11 protein-coding genes are annotated in these 19,114 nt (G+C 37.2%); 9 read left to right on the top strand and 2 right to left on the bottom strand.

The features are described 5' to 3' along the window. Positions 1-50: 50 nt before the first annotated feature. Entirely contained in the window at positions 51-815 is a 765-nt protein-coding gene (locus KO509_RS15690; RefSeq protein ID WP_215974208.1) for a CPBP family intramembrane glutamic endopeptidase, read from the top strand. 178 nt (positions 816-993) lie between these two features. Here KO509_RS15690 and uvrA read toward each other — a convergent pair whose 3' ends face one another. Continuing rightward, positions 994-3,819, bottom strand: coding sequence for an excinuclease ABC subunit UvrA (gene uvrA, locus KO509_RS15695; RefSeq protein ID WP_215974209.1), 2,826 nt, complete (start codon positions 3,817-3,819; stop codon positions 994-996). A gap of 503 nt (positions 3,820-4,322) precedes the next feature. Between uvrA and KO509_RS15700 the strand changes: the two genes are divergently transcribed. From KO509_RS15700 to KO509_RS15735, 8 genes are all read left to right on the top strand, one after another. Continuing rightward, positions 4,323-5,726 (top strand): MFS transporter, encoded by a 1,404-nt coding sequence (locus KO509_RS15700; RefSeq protein ID WP_215974210.1) that lies wholly within the window; start codon positions 4,323-4,325, stop codon positions 5,724-5,726. Next, positions 5,726-6,181 (top strand): cyclic nucleotide-binding domain-containing protein, encoded by a 456-nt coding sequence (locus KO509_RS15705; RefSeq protein WP_215974211.1) that lies wholly within the window; start codon positions 5,726-5,728, stop codon positions 6,179-6,181. The genes KO509_RS15700 and KO509_RS15705 overlap by 1 nt, the downstream gene beginning before the upstream one ends. Positions 6,182-6,357: 176 nt before the next feature. Then, positions 6,358-7,464: a histidine kinase gene (locus tag KO509_RS15710; protein WP_215974212.1), complete on the top strand. Its 1,107-nt coding sequence runs from the start codon at positions 6,358-6,360 to the stop codon at positions 7,462-7,464. A 7-nt stretch (positions 7,465-7,471) separates the two neighbouring features. After that, positions 7,472-8,326, top strand: a complete 855-nt coding sequence (locus KO509_RS15715; protein WP_215974213.1) for a LytTR family DNA-binding domain-containing protein — start codon at positions 7,472-7,474, stop codon at positions 8,324-8,326. A gap of 294 nt (positions 8,327-8,620) precedes the next feature. Then, positions 8,621-11,269 carry a glycoside hydrolase family 16 protein gene (locus tag KO509_RS15720; protein WP_215974214.1) on the top strand — a complete coding sequence of 883 codons (2,649 nt, stop codon included), beginning with the start codon at positions 8,621-8,623 and terminating at the stop codon, positions 11,267-11,269. A gap of 72 nt (positions 11,270-11,341) precedes the next feature. Continuing rightward, positions 11,342-14,308: a TonB-dependent receptor gene (locus KO509_RS15725; RefSeq protein WP_215974215.1), complete on the top strand. Its 2,967-nt coding sequence runs from the start codon at positions 11,342-11,344 to the stop codon at positions 14,306-14,308. Between the two features lie 116 nt (positions 14,309-14,424). Next, the gene (locus tag KO509_RS15730; protein ID WP_215974216.1) at positions 14,425-15,714 is read left to right on the top strand and encodes a sugar MFS transporter; all 1,290 of its coding nucleotides are present in this window, start codon (positions 14,425-14,427) and stop codon (positions 15,712-15,714) included. Beyond that, positions 15,701-18,244 carry an exo 1,3/1,4-beta-D-glucan glucohydrolase gene (locus KO509_RS15735; protein WP_215974217.1) on the top strand — a complete coding sequence of 848 codons (2,544 nt, stop codon included), beginning with the start codon at positions 15,701-15,703 and terminating at the stop codon, positions 18,242-18,244. Before KO509_RS15730 ends, KO509_RS15735 begins: the two co-directional genes overlap by 14 nt. A 204-nt stretch (positions 18,245-18,448) precedes the next feature. Here the strand turns inward: KO509_RS15735 and KO509_RS15740 are convergent, their stop codons facing one another. Further along, a complete protein-coding gene (locus KO509_RS15740) occupies positions 18,449-18,946 on the bottom strand; it encodes a GreA/GreB family elongation factor (RefSeq protein WP_215974218.1) in 498 nt (165 codons plus the stop codon). Between the last annotated feature and the right edge of the window lie 168 nt (positions 18,947-19,114).

The raw sequence follows: 19,114 nt of genomic DNA on the forward strand, positions 1-19,114 counted from the left end.
AAATAGTTCGATATCAAATGGAATGAATAAATTAAAAAGGAATCGTTAACATGCCTCTAGATATGGACACTCTTACTGAAAAAACTGATGTAGAAACTGTTAAGCCTAATTCAAGTCTAATTAAAGTACTGTTGTGGTTAGCTGTATTACTTTTTGTCCCTCAAATATTGATGTTTTTGGGCTTAGGAATTTTTTACGGGGTTCAAGATGCTGGTTTTAGTGACGAAGCTATTGATGCCAAGATGACTTCTGTATTGACTTTGTTAGTGATGACGCTAATTGCACCGATTATGACTATACCATTATTGAACGCAGCAACTCAGGCGAGTAATTGGCGAGAACGCTTTGATTTTTGGGCACTAAAGCCTGTAATAGCTAAAAATTTGTTTATGTGGTTAGGTGTAGGTTTTATGTTCTGGGGAGTGTCTTCATTAGTAGGTGATTGGCTTAATGTACCCATTGAGCAGTTTATGCTGGATGTAAAAGCTGCCAGTGACAGTGTGATAGCCGTTATATTAGTGATAGTTACTGTGTGTTTCGTTGTTCCTGTTATGGAAGAGTTGATTTTTCGCGGTTGGCTTTACAGTAAAATAGCGCAAACCAAGTTAGGTAACACGGGGGCATTGATTGCAACCTCGATTATTTTCACTATTATTCATACTCAGTATGACAATATGATTACTTTTTTCATCATACTTCTGCTTGGATTAGTATTAGCTTTTACTCGTTATAAAACCGGCAATGTTAGTTACAGCATTGCAATTCATATACTCTTTAATAGCCTAGGGATTGTCGTGATGTTTTTCTTTATGTAAATTTTGATTTAGCAAGAAAGGTTTAAGCTTATTTTTTGTTATTTAGCTTGAACTTGATTTAAGATATTTTCATTAATTTCATTGGTTTAAATTATTTAGCATAGTGTAGCAATAGTCAAAGGAGGGCGGAAACTATCGTCCTTCTTTGACTATTGGGTATTTTTAAAAGTATTAATTGTTAACTTAATAAGGGTTTTAAAAAGCGAGCAGTATGTGAACCTTCATGTTGTGCTACTTGTTCTGGCGTACCGGTTACTAATATTTCACCACCACCTGAACCACCTTCAGGACCTAAATCGACAATCCAATCAGCGGTTTTAATCACATCAAGATTATGTTCTATCACGACAATAGTATTACCATCATCGCGTAAGCGATGAATTACCTGCATTAATTGCTTTATATCATGAAAGTGTAGACCGGTTGTTGGTTCATCCAATATATATAATGTTTGTCCTGTGCCTCGTTTCGATAGCTCTTTAGATAATTTAACGCGTTGTGCCTCACCACCTGAAAGTGTTGTTGCTGATTGCCCGAGTTTTATATAACCTAAACCAACATCAAGTAAGGTGTTAAGTTTACGTTTTATCGCTGGAATAGCATTGAAAAACTCAAAAGCATCTTCAATTGTCATGTCTAAGACTTCATGAATATTTTTACCTTTATATAAGACTTCTAGTGTTTCTCTGTTATAACGCATGCTTTTACATACATCACAAGGTACATAAACATCAGGTAAAAAGTGCATTTCTACTTTAATTAGCCCATCACCTTGGCAAGCTTCACAACGGCCGCCTTTAACATTAAAGCTAAAACGACCTGATTTGTATCCTCGAGAACGAGACTCTTGTGTCGCAGCAAAAATATCGCGTATAGCAGTAAATATACCAGTATAAGTGGCAGGGTTTGAGCGAGGTGTTCTACCAATTGGGCTTTGATCAATCTCAATAACTTTATCAAGATGCTCTAATCCCTTAATAGATTTATATGGGGCAGGTTCATCGAGCGTTGCACCGTTAAGTTCAATATGAGCGAGTTTGTATAAAGTATCGTTAATGAGAGTCGACTTCCCTGATCCCGAAACGCCAGTAATACAAGTTAACAGTCCGTTAGGGATCACTAAATCAACATTTTTTAAATTGTTGCCGCTAGCACCTTTTAGTGTAATGACATTTTTCTTATCAAATGGATGGCGCTTTTTAGGGATTTCAATACACTCAACACCAGATAGGTACTTACCGGTAAGTGAGTCCTTACATTTTAAAATGTCATCTACCGTACCTTGAGCGATAATCTCTCCACCATGAACACCAGCACCAGGGCCGATATCGATGACAAAGTCGGCAGCACGAATGGCATCTTCGTCGTGTTCGACAACGATGACTGTATTACCTAAATCGCGTAAGTGAATAAGTGTGCTTAATAAGCGTTCGTTGTCTCGTTGATGTAAACCAATTGAAGGTTCGTCGAGCACATACATTACGCCAACCAAGCCAGCACCAATTTGGCTTGCTAAACGAATACGTTGTGCTTCTCCACCTGAAAGAGTATTTGCACCGCGAGATAAATTTAAATAATTTAGTCCAACATTCACCAAAAAGCCCAAACGTTCATTAATTTCTTTTAAAATCTTTTCTGCAACTTGCTCTTTTTGTCCTGTTAATTTTAAATTTTGAAAAAACTCAAGAGCATCAGCAATAGCATATTCAGCAACAACCGTTAGTGGGGTATCAGCAATAAAAACATTACGAGCTTCTAAACGTAAACGGCTTCCGTTACAGTCAGGACAATGTTGACTATTTAAATACTTTGATAACTCATCACGTACCGCATTCGACTCTGTTTCTTTATAGCGGCGTTGCATATTGTTAATAATCCCTTCAAATGGATGTTTACGTAGCACTACATCGCCACGGTCATTCATATATTTGAATTCAATTTCTTGTTTACCACTACCGTACAGTATTGCTTTACGGGAATCTTCGGTTAACGTTTTAAAAGGTTTGTCGATTGAAAAATCATAGTGTTCAGCTAAGGCCTGTAACATTTGGAAATAATAAAAGTTACGTTTATCCCAACCACGTATAGCGCCACCGGCAAGGCTTAAGTCTTCGTTTGCTATTATGCGGCTGCTATCAAAAAATTGTTCTATACCTAGGCCATCACATGTTTGGCAAGCACCGGCAGGGTTATTAAAGGAGAATAATCTCGGCTCCAGCTCTTGCATGCTATAACCACAATGTGGACAGGCAAAGTTAGCTGAAAATAATAACTCTTCTTTATCTGGCTCATCCATAAAGGCTATTTTTGCCGTACCGGATGTTAACGCAAGTGTTGTTTCAAACGATTCTGATAAGCGTAACTGAATATCTGGACGTACTTTTAAACGATCAACCACCACTTCAATGGTATGTTTTTTCTGGAGCTCTAATGTTGGCGGATCTGATAAGTCACAGACTTCTCCATCAATTCGAGCACGGATAAATCCTTGTGCAGCTAGGTTATCGAGTAATTTAACATGCTCACCTTTACGATCTTGCAATACCGGCGCCAGCAACATCACTTTAGTACCTTCTTCAAGTGCTAAAACACTATCTACCATTTGGGAAACGGTTTGGGCTGCTAAAGGTTGTTTGTGCGTAGGACAGCGCGGTTCACCCACACGTGCATATAATAAACGTAAATAATCATAAATTTCAGTGATGGTACCCACTGTAGAACGGGGGTTATGTGACGTTGATTTTTGCTCAATAGAAATAGCTGGCGATAAACCTTCAATGTGATCGACATCGGGTTTTTCCATTAACGATAAAAACTGGCGTGCATAGGCTGACAAAGATTCAACATAACGACGTTGACCTTCAGCGTATAAAGTATCGAAAGCCAGTGATGATTTTCCTGAGCCGGAAAGCCCAGTAATAACCACTAATTTATCACGAGGGATAGTTAAGTTAATGTTTTTTAGGTTGTGGGTACGTGCGCCTCTTACTTCAATACTTTTCATTTTTTATCTATTAATTTATAGTCAAAATTACAGCGAAACATTATGGCATAAAGAGGGACATAAAGAAAAATGATGTTCAGTTATTAAACGCTTTTATTTTGTGATTCTTCTAGATCTTGTTTAGGAAGATATGTCTGAGTATAGACAGGTGATTGACAAATAAGCTGTCATTGCGTAGATCACTTAATACGGTTGCATTTTAGGAGCAGTGCAACGTGTGAGATTTTAAATCAAGTTCAGCGTGATAAATAAGTTGTCATTGCGTAGTTTACTTAATACGGAATCTTATTGAGGGATCAGTGTCATGGTTTAAATTATGAATCCAGTTCAGATGGTGGCTTTAAGTTCAGCATAATGATGTATAGAGCGATATTGACTAATATAAACTTTATTTTTACTCTTAATAGGCGTAGTCTCAGCGAGTGTTTTTTTGCTGATAATAGCGTGCTAAACTACTACAGTTTTTTATTTCTTCCTTTATTTCCTATTAGGTAAACATTTTCATGAGCGTTTCAGGTTTAAACCGTATTGAGAAAAGAGCTGCATTCTCACTTGCCAGTGTTTTTGGTGTGCGTATGTTAGGGCTATTTATGATTTTGCCGGTGTTTGCTATTTATGGTGAACAGTTAGCAGGTTATAGTCCATTATGGTTAGGTCTTGCTATTGGCGCTTATGGTTTAACGCAAGCATTATTTCAAATACCAATGGGTATGTTATCAGATAAATATGGCCGAAAACCTGTGATATTAGCGGGCCTGGTGGTGTTTCTTATTGGCAGTGTTATTGCTGCTTTATCTACTACTATTTATGGCGTTGTTATTGGCCGAGCAATTCAAGGTATGGGCGCTATTGCAAGTGCCATTCTTGCCTTAGCTGCGGATTTAAGCCGAGAAGAACAGCGGCCTAAAGTAATGGCGACAATTGGTATGTTTATCGGGTTGTCTTTCACTTTTGCAATGATTTTGGGGCCTATAGTGGCAGATGCTTTTGGTTTAAGTGGCTTGTTTTGGTTTACCGGTTTTTTAACTATTTTAGCTATGTTGATGATCCAATTTATGGTGCCTTATTCTGTGAGTAAAGCCCCTCGTGGTGATAATGTTGCTTTACCTGAACAAATATCTAAGTTAATTAAAAACCCACAGTTGTCACGTTTGAACTGGGGGGTATTTATTTTACATATGTCGTTAACAGCCTGTTTTGTCACTTTACCTAAGCAGTTTGTTGCCAGTGGCTTAGCCCTAGAAAATCATTGGCAATTATACTTACCAACCTTGCTAGGCTCTTTCTTTTTGATGGTACCCTTTATGATTATCGCCATGAAAAAAGAACAGGAGAAGCCTATGTTTAGTGGCGCTGTTGCTTTGTTAAGTGTTGCGCTATTTTTACTATGGTTGTTACCTACAGGGCTTTGGAGTTTAGTTTTTTCAGTGGTACTTTTCTTCACTGCTTTTAATTATTTAGAAGCAACGATGCCTTCTATTTTATCTCGACTTGCCCCAGCGGGTGTGAAAGGTAGTGCTATGGGGATTTATTCTAGCAGTCAATTCTTAGGGGCTTTTGCTGGTGGTATTATTGGTGGTTTAGTGGCGAGTCGTTATGGCGAACAAAGTATATTTTTAGTTATGGCGCTACTTAGCTTGATTTGGTTAGCCGTTAGCTTTGGTATGCAGAAGCTTAAAAAATCTAAAAATTTTAGTTTTATCACTAATATTAAAACTGCCGAAAAAGTAGAAGAAATTTCTGAAATTTTGATTAGTATGCCGGGTATTATTGAAGCAACACTTGTTCAAAATGAAGCTAAAATGGGCGATAAAGAAAGTAATAATGCGGTGGCTTATTTAAAGGTTGATGAAAAGCTCGTTGATTTACTTGCGGTTAAAGCCCTGTTACATCAAGATGTGAGCTAATGTTACCCTTAAAAAACATATCACGTTTAAAGTTATTAGAAATTGTTGCGCGTATTAATTTTTTTAAACGATTAACGCTTCAAGAGCGCGAGTTGTTATTAAACTCGTCAGCTTGCTACAAATGTTATAAAGATAAGTTTGTGCAAACTGAAGATGATCATAATAGTAATTTTTATATTGTATTATCGGGTAAAATAGCTATTACAAAAAACAATACCGATAATATAGTGGGTTATATTTCTGTCGGAGAATTTATTGGTGAAAGTAGCTTTATCAATAAAAGTCGTAAAAGCGCATCAGCAAAAGCGGTGGATGACTCAATTATACTTTGTATAGATCAAGATGCTTTACGTGATTTACCTCTAAAAATTAAAGATAAATGTAAAGATGCTATTATCGAAGGAATGGCGAGTAGAATTGCTTATTTAACAGAAAACATTCAACAGCTTCCTTAAATTATCGATAGCAATTCAATTGAATATCGCTTGTTAGTAATGAGTTACCTCAAAAAACACACGCCTTATCGAAAAAATTCTGTTTTGTTGGGTATTTATTATATTGTGGTTAGGCCAATTATGACCTAGTGTAGGACAGTATTGAAACGCTAATTTGAACTAATATACTAAATCCCATGGATGAATCAGAAATAGATCCCTCTCTTGAAACAGAATCTCAAGCTTTTTCCAAGCAAAGTCATCAATTTTGGACATTACAAATTGTTGGCTGGCTTGGCTATGCTCTTTTTGTTTTTTTAGCAATCGTTCGCCCTCAGATTTCTGAGCCAAATTTCAATTTTTCAGGACAGATCCTTAATTTATTAGTAGAAACAATGAGTGGTTTCTTTCTGTCTTACTTGCAGTGGTGTTTTATTCGCCGTATTACTCACTTCCCGTTGAATAAAATGTTGTTGTTCAGTTTTTCTGCGGCGGCAGTACTTGGATTAATTTACAATATTATTAAACTTAGTACATTCAAAGCTATTGTGCATCAACAACAATGGAATGAGTCTTGGAGTACACTCGAATTTGGTGGTTGGTTATTATTTTCATTAGCTACTATGTTTGTATGGACAGCAATATTTTTTATTATGTTGTATAACAACAAGTTACAAAAAGAACATGAAATGTTACTTAGAGCACAAACATCGGCAAAAGAAGCACAATTAGAAATGTTGCGTTACCAACTGAATCCTCATTTTATGTTTAATACCATGAATGCTATTTCTACGCTTATTTATAAAAACGAAAATGATAAAGCCAATGAAATGCTTGACAAATTATGTGATTTTTTTAGATATTCATTAGATAAAAACGACAAAAGTAAAACTACCCTCCAAAAAGAGTTGGAGTTGTTAGATTTATATCTATCTATCGAAAAAGTCAGGTTTGGTGATCGTTTACATGTCGAGCTTGCCATTGATAATAATGCTCTGGGTTGTCGAGTACCTAGTATGTTGTTGCAACCTTTGGTGGAAAATGCGATTAAATATGCAATAGAGTTGCGCAAAGAAGGCGGGTCTATCATTATTCAAGCGCAAATTATTGATGACAGATTAATGTTACACGTTATTGATGACGGGCAAGGTTTAAATAAAAAATTGAATGAAGGTTTTGGTATTGGTATGACGAATACAAAAGCACGATTAGATGCTATGTTTAATGGTGACTTCGATGTGAATCTTGCTAACAGCGAAAATGGCGGAGCAACCGTGTTAATTTCTATTCCTTTTAAGAAGTAATTGAGAGATGAGTGAAAAACCTTTAACGGCAATTATTGTTGATGATGAACCTCTTGCGATAGAAGGGCTTCGTCTTCGATTAGAAAAAATCTCTCAACTAAAAGTCATTGCCGAAGCAAGTGATGGTGATCAAGCTATTCATTTGTGCAATACCTTAACACCTGATGTATTGTTTTTAGATTTACGTTTGCCTGGTCTTAATGGTATTGAGGTTGTACAAGCATTACAATCTGATACTTTACCCATGATTGTTTTTGTCAGCGCTTATGGTGAATACGCTATTGATGCTTTTGAACTTAACGCAATTGATTATGTATTAAAACCTGCTAATTTAGGGCGTTTACAAAAGACAGTTGAGCGTATTATGCAACGCGTTAGCATTAGTCAGTCGGAAAATAATATTGAGAAAGATTCGACTAAAGAAAAATTCAAATTACTTAAAGCACTAGGTGAAACATCAGGCCTTTCAGTGTCTGAACTAGAAGATTGGTTGGAGTCGGATAATCCATTACCTTCTCTCTACATACAAGAATTAGTGATTAAAAATAACGATCATGAAAAAGTGTTTTTACCTGTTAAAGACATACAATGGATAGATGCTGCTGGTGATTACATGTGTATTCATGAAAATAATGAAACACATATTGTACGCATTACTATGAAAAAGCTTGAAAGCCAGTTAGATCCTAAGATATTCACTCGTATTCACAAATCTACTTTAGTTAATGTTAGCTATATTAAGAGTATTAAGCCTATGCGTAATAGCGAAGGCATTCTTGATTTAGGTAACGACGTTCAATTAAAAGTAAGTCGTAATTACAGCTCAGCTATACAACAAATTGTTGAGTCTAAACAATATTAAAGGCAATTAAACCTTTCAGCTTATTTTTGTCTCGTGTTATCTCTTTGCTTTCAGTAAATCGATTATTGCCGCATGGTTTAACCATGATGTCGCATTTCAATTGTTAGTTGATTTTTTTTGAATCAATATGTTTCTAAGATACTACTCATATTAAAATTATATCAGAGTAGCTATCTAAATCGTTTACTTCAGTATTTTCGTGATAAAAAGTCTTATAAAACAATCAACAAAAATAATACAACCACACGAAATATCAAAGTTAAAACGAACCATAATGAAACATTGGGGACATTTATGAACAAGACATATAAAGCTACGCAGTTACTTGCTTTAGCTTCAACATTGACGTTATTAGGATGTGGAAGCGGAGTAGAAACTGAAACAAAAAATAATGCTGTAGACCCTTCTCAACCAGTAAGTGATTGGAAATTAGTTTGGGAAGATGAATTTGACAATACAACCATAGACACTAAAAAATGGACTCATGAAGTTAATTGTGATGGTGGTGGAAATAACGAAAAACAATGTTATACAGATAGTGCAGATAATTCCTTTGTTAGCGATGGGAAATTAAGCATTGTTGCACTTCCTGCTGCTGATGATGCAGATCTTCCTTATACTTCTGCAAGACTTATCACACGTTATAAAGCAGATTTTAAATATGGCCGTTTTGAAATAAGCGCTAAGTTACCTAGCGGACAAGGCAGCTGGCCTGCTTTTTGGATGCTACCAACTGATGAAGTTTATGGCGGCTGGCCTAAATCTGGCGAAATAGATATTTTAGAAGCCGTAAATCTTAATACTGTAGATGCTGATGGCAATGTAGAAGCTAACATTCACGGTACATTGCATTATGGTAAAGCATGGCCTGACAATTCTAGTTCAGGAACTTCTTACACACTTCCCGATAACATAAATCCTGCTGATGATTTTCATACTTATGCTGTTGAATGGCAAGAAGGTGAGATCCGTTGGTATGTGGATGATTATTTATATGCTACACAACGTAAATCTGAAGTTAGAACTAACAGTAGAGATGAGGCTGTTGGCTTATCACACAGAGGTTGGTTCACTGAAAATTTTGACAGTGTTACTGGTGAACTAACCACTTTCTGGGAGAACGCCCCATTCGATCAAGATTTCTTTCTTATTTTAAACTTCGCTGTAGGTGGCGATTGGCCTGAAAATGTAAATAACTTAGGCATAGATACTGAAGCTTTTGCAAATGGTCAGTCATTTGAAATTGATTATGTGCGCGTGTACGAGTGTCAACAAAATCCAGATACAGGTAAAGGCTGTGAAACTGTTCGCGGTGGTTATGACAATTTAGAGGATGCTCTAGTTGAAGGGAAAGCGCCAATTCCTTCGCCACCATCTACAGGTATTGCAGAAAACTTAATTATTTTTTCAGGCGCAGTTAATCCTAATTGGCCTGCATGGGATTGTTGTGGTGGCACTACACCTTCTTTAAACACTGATGCAGATAAAGGCGAAGTGATGGAGTTTTCTGTTGGTGCAACAGCAACAGTAAATGGCTTTATTTCACGTGCTGAGTTTATTGATAATGAAGTTGGCACTGCAAGTCCATTTGATGCATCGCCACTTGCTGAAACAGGTACGTTAAGTTTTGACATGAAAGTTGTTTCAGCGCCGAATGATATAAGCGCTCCTTGGTATGTGAAAATGGAAAGCTCTGAAGGTTCAACGGCTGCAGACTTTCTTTTAACTGAAAGTGCTGAAGCTATTGAGCCTGTAACTGGGGAATGGCAAACCTATACTTTTTCATTAAAATCATTCGCAGATAAAGGTTTAGATCTTAGTGCTCTTGATGTTGTTATGGTATTTCCTGCATGGGGAGCCGGTGAAGGTGCTGTATATCAAATTACTAACTTAAGTATTGCTGCTGACTCAACTTCACCTGAGGTTGTTATTTTTCAAGAAAGCGAAAACCCAAGCTGGCCAATGTGGGATTGTTGTGGAGGTTCAACGCCAACGGTTGAGTTAGACGATGATGCTCATACTAATGTTTCAGAGTTTTCTATTGGTTCAGAACCAACAGTAATGGGCTTTATTTCAAGAGACCCTAATACAACTCAACCTTCGCCATTTGATGCAACAGGTATCCTTACTAATGGTGTTATTCAGTTCGAAATGAAAGTGGTGACTATGCCAAGCGATTCGAGTACTGACTGGATTTTTAAAGTAGAAGCCGATAATGCTGCATCTGCTGTTGAAGTTTCTGTAGCGACAAGTGTTGAAGCTGCTGCTCCTGTTGAAGGGCAATGGCAAACTTATACCTTTAATTTATCTGACTTAGCAACTGCTGGTTTAGATGTAAGTGCTATTGATGTTCTGATGATTTTCCCAGCATGGGGGGCAGGTGAAGGTGCAGTTTATCGTATTGATAACGTAAAAATCTATGATCCTACAGCAGAAACTAACTCTGGTGGTTTTGTATTATTTGATGAACAAGCTAAAGACATGTGGAGTGTTTGGGATTGTTGTGGTGGTTCAACTCCAACACTTGAAAATGATGGTACCGAACATGGCATGACTGCTCAGTTCGTTATTGGTGCTACACCTACTGTGATGGGGTTGTTAGCTGATGATGATGTTTATTTAGATGCATCTCATCTATTAGCAAGTGGTGTTGTTAAATTTGATATGAAAGTGATTACTGCACCAACTGATCCAGAGTCTACTTGGATTTTCAAAATAGAGTCAGGTGATACAGAGACTGCTGTTGAATTACCTATCACGGCGAGTCAAGAAGGCGTTGTACCTGTAACGGGTGAATGGCAAACCTATACTTTTTCTCTACAAAGTTTATTTGATGCTGGCTTAGATATTAGTCAAATAGACGTTGTTATGTTTTTCCCTGCATGGGCTACAGGCGAGGGTGCTGAGTACCGAATCGATAACGTACTTATCAGTAATCCTTAGCCTAAAAGCTGTGATTAAAAATCGAGCTTTTCAATTGCTCAATTATAAAAAATTTTTAAAAGTAGGTTCAACATGAAAAATATTAAATTTAAACAAAAACATATAGCTACATGTATCTCATTAATTTTAGCTTCAGGTGTAAGTCATAATGTATTAGCTGAAGAAGCACCATTAGCTGAGCAAAAAGCTGAAATAGAAGTGATTGAAGTGACAGGTATTCGCGGAAGTATTATGCGTGCATCTTCAATGAAACGTGGCTTTTCAGGTGTGATGGATGCTATTTCATCAGAAGAGATGGGGAAGTTCCCTGATACTAATTTAGCTGAGTCTTTGCAACGTATAACGGGTGTTTCAGTAAGTCGCTCAAATGGTGAAGGAAGTCAAATTACAGTACGTGGTTTTGGCTCTGAGTTTAACTTATTAACACTTAACGGACGTCAAATGCCTGGTACAGGTAATAGCCGTTCATATAGTTTAGAAAACTTGTCATCTGAAGGTGTTAGTTCTCTTGAAGTGTTTAAAACTGCACGTGCAGAAAACCCAACAGGTGGATTAGGCGCGACTGTTAATATTTCTACATTAAAGCCTTTTGACAGCCCTGGACAAAAAATTTCTGTTTCAGCAAAAGCTAATCACGATACTTCTAATGTAGAAGGTGATGATATTACGCCTGAGTTGAGTGCTATTTATAGCAATACTTTCAATGACGATACCTTAGGTTTTTCAGTTTCTGCAAGCCATCAACGAAGAGATTTTCAACAGCAATCTGCGAGTATTCAAGGCTGGCAAGCCAATGTAGCGTTACCTACTAACCTTGCTGATGAAAATGTGATTGATCCTCGCCCTATTAATGAGGAAGGTGAGCGTGTTGGTGATTACTTTTTCCCTCGTGATTTAGGTTACAACATTGCAAATATTGCCCGTGAAAGAACAAATGGAAATATTACCTTTCAATATGCACCGACTGAAGATCTTATTGTAACCTTGGATTACACAGCAACTATTGCAACCACTGGGGTTAACTCTATTGGGTGGGGAATGTGGAATGACTATGGAGGCAATATAAATGCCTATGAATTGGATGAAAATGGAACAGCAATTTATGCCGATATTAGTGGCAATGATGGCTCATATACTGCTTCTCGCAATACAACTGAAGTTAAAGAAGATTCATTTGGTATTAACTTAGCTTGGCAAGCAACAGATACATTGCATTTAGCATTAGATTTCCATGATTCAACCAGTAAAACAGATAATGGTAAAGATGCTGGTCTTAATAGTGCAGGTACGCTTGTTTTAGGATCAGATCAATTAATCACTAAAACGTACGATTATCGTACTGGTGATGTTCCATCAGGGCAGATTTTTTGGAATAACGGCACAACAACTTTAGAGCCAGGAGAAATAGACTCACATTTTAGTCAATTCATTCATTCACCGGGTGAAGCTAATGTAGAGCAAATACAACTACGTGGCATGTGGGAAAATACTTATAATATCCCGTTAGTCGACATAAAGTTTGGTGTAGCTAGCACTAAGCAAACTATTGGCGGCTCTAGTGCATGGAGTGGATTAATCGGTGCTTTTGGATTTAACCCTTCTTGGACTGAAATATTTCCAGACGGTATGTTTACAAAACAGAGTACTAATAACTTCTTAGATCAAATTAATGGTGGGGGAAGCAGTTTAACTCCGGATCATTATTATACTTTTGATTTTGATGAAGTGGTTACACGCTCAGAAGCCTTTTTAACAGAAGAAGCTTTAGGTAATGGTGATTATTTTGCAGCAACTCCATATCATGATTTTGCTGGTACTTTTTCGCAATCCTCAGTCGAAGAAGAAACGAAAAGTATCTACCTTCAAACAAACTGGATGTTTGAGTTAATCGGTTTTGATATGGAATTGAGTGTTGGTGTACGTTATGAAGAGACAGATGTTACGAGTAATGTTCAACAAGACGTCCCAACAAGTGTTTGGTGGCAAGGTGGCAGTGAATGGCATACTCAATATTTGAGTGGTGATAGTAATATTTTATCTTTAACGGGTGAGCATGATGTATTTTTACCTATGTTTGACTTCCGAGTTGATCTAACTGATGAACTTGTTGGGCGCGTTTCGTGGGGTAAGACAATCGCTAGAGCACCATTAGGTAATTTAGCGGGGGGACGTGTTTTATCTGGTAGTCCTAAAATAGGTTCTCGTAATGGTAATGAAGGTAACACTAACCTTTTACCATATGAATCTACTAACCTAGATCTTAGTCTTGAATATTACTACAGCGACGAAGGAAGTTATGCGTCGATTGGTTATTTCAAAAAAGACGTTAAAAACTTTATTGGAAATCAAATTGTATCAACCACTATTGATGGTTTTCACGATATCTACCAAGGTCCTCGCTGGCAGCAAGCTGAAGCTGATTTAATTGCTAATGGTGAGCAAGCAACAAGTGATGCTATTTTTGCACAAATCCAGGCCAATGGTTCTAGTTTAAATGCTCAAGGTTATTTAGAGCCAAATAGTGATGATCCATTGATTGTTTGGGATATAAGCAGACCATTCAATAGTTCTGATGAAAAAACTGTTGATGGTTTTGAGCTGGCAGTACAACATTTATTTGGTGAGTCAGGCTTTGGTGTAGGTGTTAATGCGACATTTGTTGATGGCGATGTAGAGTTTGACGTTGAAAGTTTAGACCAACAAACACCGCTAACAGGGTTAAGTGATTCTGCTAACTTTCAGGCTTTTTATGAAAAAGATGGTCTGTCGGTAAAAGTGACCTATGCATGGCGTGATGAATATCTGATTGGTGTAGGACAAGATCAAGGCTCATCTGATAATCCGCCACAATTTGCTAAAGCTTTTGGACAGTGGGATATGAGTGTCAATTATGATGTTACCGAGGAGCTCACTGTGTTTGTTGAAGGTGTAAATATTAATAATGAAACAGAGCAGGGCTTTGGCCGTTATGAAGAGCAGTTTTTATTTGCTAGACAATACGGACCTCGTTATAGCTTAGGTGCTCGATATAGCTTTTAACTAAGCCCAAATAAAGCCTTGTTGAATGTTATAACGAGGCTTTTATTTTAAGCATATCCTAACACTAATATCTGTTCGGTTATGTGATTTAACTTAATTTATATAGGAATATATTTATGGCTAGTTCTGCAGTTATTATCGATACACAGAATAGTTCAGAAAACTCATCAAGTAATCCTCCACAAAATAGTATGTTCGCTTTAGTATCGCTTACTTCATTATTTTTCATGTGGGGGTTCATTACTTGCCTTAACGACATTTTAATCCCTTACTTAAAAGGTATGTTTGATCTTAGTTATACCCAAGCTATGCTGATTCAATTTTGTTTTTTTGGCGCCTATTTTATTGTTTCTCTTCCTGCGGGCGCTTTAGTGAGTCGCTTAGGTTATAAAAAAGGTATAGTGACGGGATTATCCATTGCTAGTCTTGGCTGTCTATTGTTTTATCCTGCGGCTGAAATCGGTGTGTACGCGGTTTTTTTATTAGCATTATTTGTTCTAGCAACGGGTATTACTATTTTACAAGTCTCTGCAAACCCTTATGTAAGCGCTTTAGGTCCAAGTAAAACGGCATCTTCACGACTTACTTTAACACAAGCTTTTAATTCATTTGGCACAACCGTTGCCCCATTTTTTGGTGCTTGGCTTATTTTTAGTGGTGTTGAGTCGAGCGAAGCGGTAGATGCAAGCTCAGTACAAATTCCTTATATTGCTATTGCATTAACCTTGATGGTGCTTGCGGGTATATTTGCGTTATTGAAGCTACCTAATTTAGGTCAAAATGCACAAGCACAAATATCGCCAAGCAAGGCATGGCAATTTAAACATTTACGTTTAGGTGCTGTAGGTATTTTTGTTTATGTTGGTGCTGAAGTTGCTATTGGTAGTTTTTTAATTAACTTTTTAGCAGAGCCTACTATTGCAGGTATTACTGAAGCTGAAGCCGCTAAATATATTTCTTATTATTGGGGCGGAGCTATGGTTGGGCGTTTTATCGGAGCAGGCGTGATGCAACTTGTATCAGCTAATAAAGTTTTATTTATCAATGCTGTTTGTGCTGCCATTTTAGTATTTGTTGCTATGGTGACCGATGGTTCAATTGCTATGCTGGCGATCCTTGCTGTAGGTTTTTTCAATTCCATTATGTTTCCTACTATTTTTACTTTAGCAATTAACCAACTAGGTAATGCTGCTAGCCATGGCGCTGGTGTTTTATGTTTAGCTATTGTAGGTGGTGCTATATTACCTTTAGTACAAGGCGCTTTAGCTGACGCACTTGGTATTCAGCTTTCGTTTATTCTACCTATTTTTTGTTATGCATATATCGTTTATTACGCATTAATTGGCTCTAAGCCCGATGTTACTACAATTCAATTTCAAGAGGGTGGCAAACATGAAGCTATCTAAAAGCACATTACTATCGAGTTCATTTGTTTTATTAGCTGCAGGTTGTTCAGTTGAATCATTTGACATTATCAATACAGAAGAGTCGAAGACTTGGGCACCAATAAAATCTGAAGTGACAAAAGATCCAGTTATTGAAGCTAAAGTCAGTGAATTATTGAGTACGATGACGTTAGAACAAAAAGTCGCACAAATGATCCAACCTGAAATACGTGATATTACTCCAGAAGATATGCGTAAGTACGGTTTTGGCTCGTATTTAAATGGCGGCGGGGCTTTTCCTAAGAACAATAAACATTCAACCCCCCAAGATTGGATTGAGCTTGCTGAAACTATGTATCAAGCGTCTATTGATGATTCACTAGATGGTAGTGCAATTCCTACAATGTGGGGCACTGATGCTGTTCATGGTCATAACAATGTGATTGGTGCAACATTATTTCCCCATAACATTGGTTTGGGGGCAGCGAATAATGTTGAGCTGATGACTAAAATCGCTCAAGCAACGGCTACAGAAGTAATGGTTACTGGTATTGATTGGGTTTTTGCGCCAACGGTTGCTACGGTAAGAGATGATCGTTGGGGGAGAGCCTATGAAGGTTACTCAGAAGATCCTGAAATAGTAAAGCTTTATGCTAGTGCTGTTGTTAAAGGATTACAAGGAAGTGCTGATGATGATTTCTTAGGTGATGATCGTGTTATTAGTACAGTTAAACACTTTGTTGGTGATGGGGGCACTCAAGATGGGGATGATCAAGGGGATAATCAAGCATCAGAGCAAGACCTGTATAAATTACATGCTCAAGGTTATGTCAGTGGTTTAGCGGCTGGCGCTCAGTCGGTTATGGCATCATTTAACAGTTGGAATGGTGAAAAAATTCACGGTAGCCATTACCTGTTAACTGAAGTGTTAAAAGAAAAGATGGGCTTTGACGGCTTTGTTGTTGGTGATTGGAATGGTCATGGACAAGTTAAAGGCTGTACAAATGAAAGTTGTCCACAGTCTATTAACGCAGGCTTAGATATTTTTATGGTGCCTACGGATGCATGGAAACCTCTTTATGAAAACACTATTGTGCAAGTACGTCGTGGCGAAATAGCTGAGTCACGTATTGATGATGCAGTCAGTCGTATATTACGTGTAAAACTCAGAGCAGGGCTTTTTGACAAACCAAGTCCCGCTAATCGTCAATTTTCAGGAAAAACTGAACTTATTGGTAGCGAAAAGCATCGAGAAATAGCTCGCCAAGCAGTACGAGAATCATTAGTGCTATTAAAAAATGAAGCTGGAATTTTACCTTTATCACCTAAAATGAATATTTTAGTGGCAGGCGATGCAGCTAACAATATCGGTAAGCAGTCAGGTGGTTGGACGATAACTTGGCAAGGTACTAATAATGAAAATAGCGATTTTCCTGGTGGTAGTTCAATTTATGATGGTTTACGTGCACAAGTAAACGCTGCTGGTGGTCATATAGAACTTAATGTTGAAGGTAAATTTACTAAAGAACCTGATGTTGCCGTGGTGGTGTTTGGTGAAGAGCCTTACGCTGAAGGGCAGGGAGACAGAGAGAATCTAGCTTATCAAGCAAGTCACAAATCTGATTTAGCTTTGTTAAAACGCTTGAAAGCACAAGGAATACCTGTTGTTTCAGTATTTATTAGCGGCAGACCTATGTGGATGAATGCTGAGTTTAATGCCAGTGATGCCTTTGTTGCTGCTTGGTTGCCGGGTTCTGAAGGGAAAGCTGTTGCTGATGTTTTATTGACAGATGTTAATAACCAAGTACAACACGATTTTATGGGGAAACTTTCTTTTTCTTGGCCGAATTCACCAGTACAAACAGTGAATCGTTTTGATAAAGATAATAAGCCTTTATTACCTTATGGTTTTGGTTTGAAATATGGTGAAAAAAGCACGTTAGCAAATAACTTATCTGAAGGTTTTACTTTCTCCCACAATAATCAACAAGACACTCAAATCTTTGCTGGTAAAGTCATGAAGCCATGGGAAATGCTATTAATTTCAGAAGAGCAAACACTGAATATACAATCTAACAGTTCATCATTACCTGGCATTGCTTATCGCACCATTGATAAAAATGTACAAGAAGATGCTTTTCAGATCCAACTTGACGGCAGTACTACAGCAGGTATTAGATTTTCTGCAATTAATGCAATCAGTGCCGATCTTTCTATTGTATCAAAAGAAATGTCTGCACTGGTATTAACGGTTAAAAGAAATAGTGATGTGACTGCACCTGTGAGTATTTCAATGGCTTGTGACGGTAGTGAATTGAACTCTGAATCATGTATAGCGAGTGTTGATGTTTCACAAGCGTTAGCTAATTTACCTAATGGTGAATGGGCAAAATTATCAATAGATGTCAGTTGTTTTGCTAACCAAGGTTTAAAGTTTGATAAACTTGTTAAACCTTTTGAATTAATGTCAAAAAGTAAATTAACATTATCAATGAGTGATGTTTACTTTGAAGCTAAGGCTGGAGAATCTGCTAATATTCAATGTAACTAGCCTTGTGACCAGGGTTATGTAACTTACTTTGTTGACTTAAAAAACCTCATATTGAACTAAGTTCATGATGAGGTTTTTTTGAAAATTATAGTGCTATTTTCTCAAAATAACGGTCAATATATCCTCGTCATTTTATCGCTATATTGATAGGAAATCTCTTGAATCAGTAGTATAAAGCTTGAATATCTTAATGAATAAGGCTTTTTATTGTATTGAAAAAATATAATCACTTAGCTTATTAGTACCAAGTGTAATATCGACCTCATCACCTTGATATTTATCAAGTAACGCTAATCCCACTGGGGATTGCGGTGTGATTACCGTAATATGTTGCCCGAATAATTCACAACGAAACCCACCTGCTGCAGGGCCGATAAAAAACCAATGTTGTTTAGTGCTGTCTTTAGCAAGTTGCACTAATGCTGTTAATTTTATTGGCTTGTCTTCATCAAAAACTAGCACATTCGAGTCTTGATACGCTTTAAGTGCCGTTTGTAATTCTTGCACACGTCGAGATTGCCCTTCAGCTAAATAGCTGGCCTCAATCGCTAGCGTATCATATTGGGTTTCGGCAACACTTTGATCGTCTACTGCGGCAGCATGAGCCTCATTTGCGGCATTAATCGCTTGATTTAATTCTTTCTTTAGCTCATTTGTTACTAACGAAGTTAAAGCTATTTTATCAATCTTTGCTTGATTCATATTAATTATTTTTGTAGTTAATCGTATTTGATAATGAGGGTATTTAAGGGCTAAACACTTAGATGAAATAAGTATATTACCTTTAGGTATATATACTACTAATATTAATGCATTATTAATATTTTAAAATTAATCTGACAGGTGTCAAAATATGCTTGTATTTTTGTT

The organism is Colwellia sp. C2M11 (assembly GCF_018860915.1).
Lineage (GTDB): Bacteria > Pseudomonadota > Gammaproteobacteria > Enterobacterales > Alteromonadaceae > Colwellia.

Coding starts and splice junctions, on each gene's coding strand:
- KO509_RS15700 (WP_215974210.1), top strand. CDS start 4,323: ATGAGCGTTTCAGGTTTAAACCGTATTGAGAAAAGAGCTGCATTCTCA.
- uvrA (WP_215974209.1), bottom strand. CDS start 3,819: ATGAAAAGTATTGAAGTAAGAGGCGCACGTACCCACAACCTAAAAAAC.
- KO509_RS15715 (WP_215974213.1), top strand. CDS start 7,472: ATGAGTGAAAAACCTTTAACGGCAATTATTGTTGATGATGAACCTCTT.
- KO509_RS15690 (WP_215974208.1), top strand. CDS start 51: ATGCCTCTAGATATGGACACTCTTACTGAAAAAACTGATGTAGAAACT.
- KO509_RS15710 (WP_215974212.1), top strand. CDS start 6,358: ATGGATGAATCAGAAATAGATCCCTCTCTTGAAACAGAATCTCAAGCT.
- KO509_RS15720 (WP_215974214.1), top strand. CDS start 8,621: ATGAACAAGACATATAAAGCTACGCAGTTACTTGCTTTAGCTTCAACA.
- KO509_RS15740 (WP_215974218.1), bottom strand. CDS start 18,946: ATGAATCAAGCAAAGATTGATAAAATAGCTTTAACTTCGTTAGTAACA.
- KO509_RS15730 (WP_215974216.1), top strand. CDS start 14,425: ATGGCTAGTTCTGCAGTTATTATCGATACACAGAATAGTTCAGAAAAC.
- KO509_RS15725 (WP_215974215.1), top strand. CDS start 11,342: ATGAAAAATATTAAATTTAAACAAAAACATATAGCTACATGTATCTCA.
- KO509_RS15705 (WP_215974211.1), top strand. CDS start 5,726: ATGTTACCCTTAAAAAACATATCACGTTTAAAGTTATTAGAAATTGTT.
- KO509_RS15735 (WP_215974217.1), top strand. CDS start 15,701: ATGAAGCTATCTAAAAGCACATTACTATCGAGTTCATTTGTTTTATTA.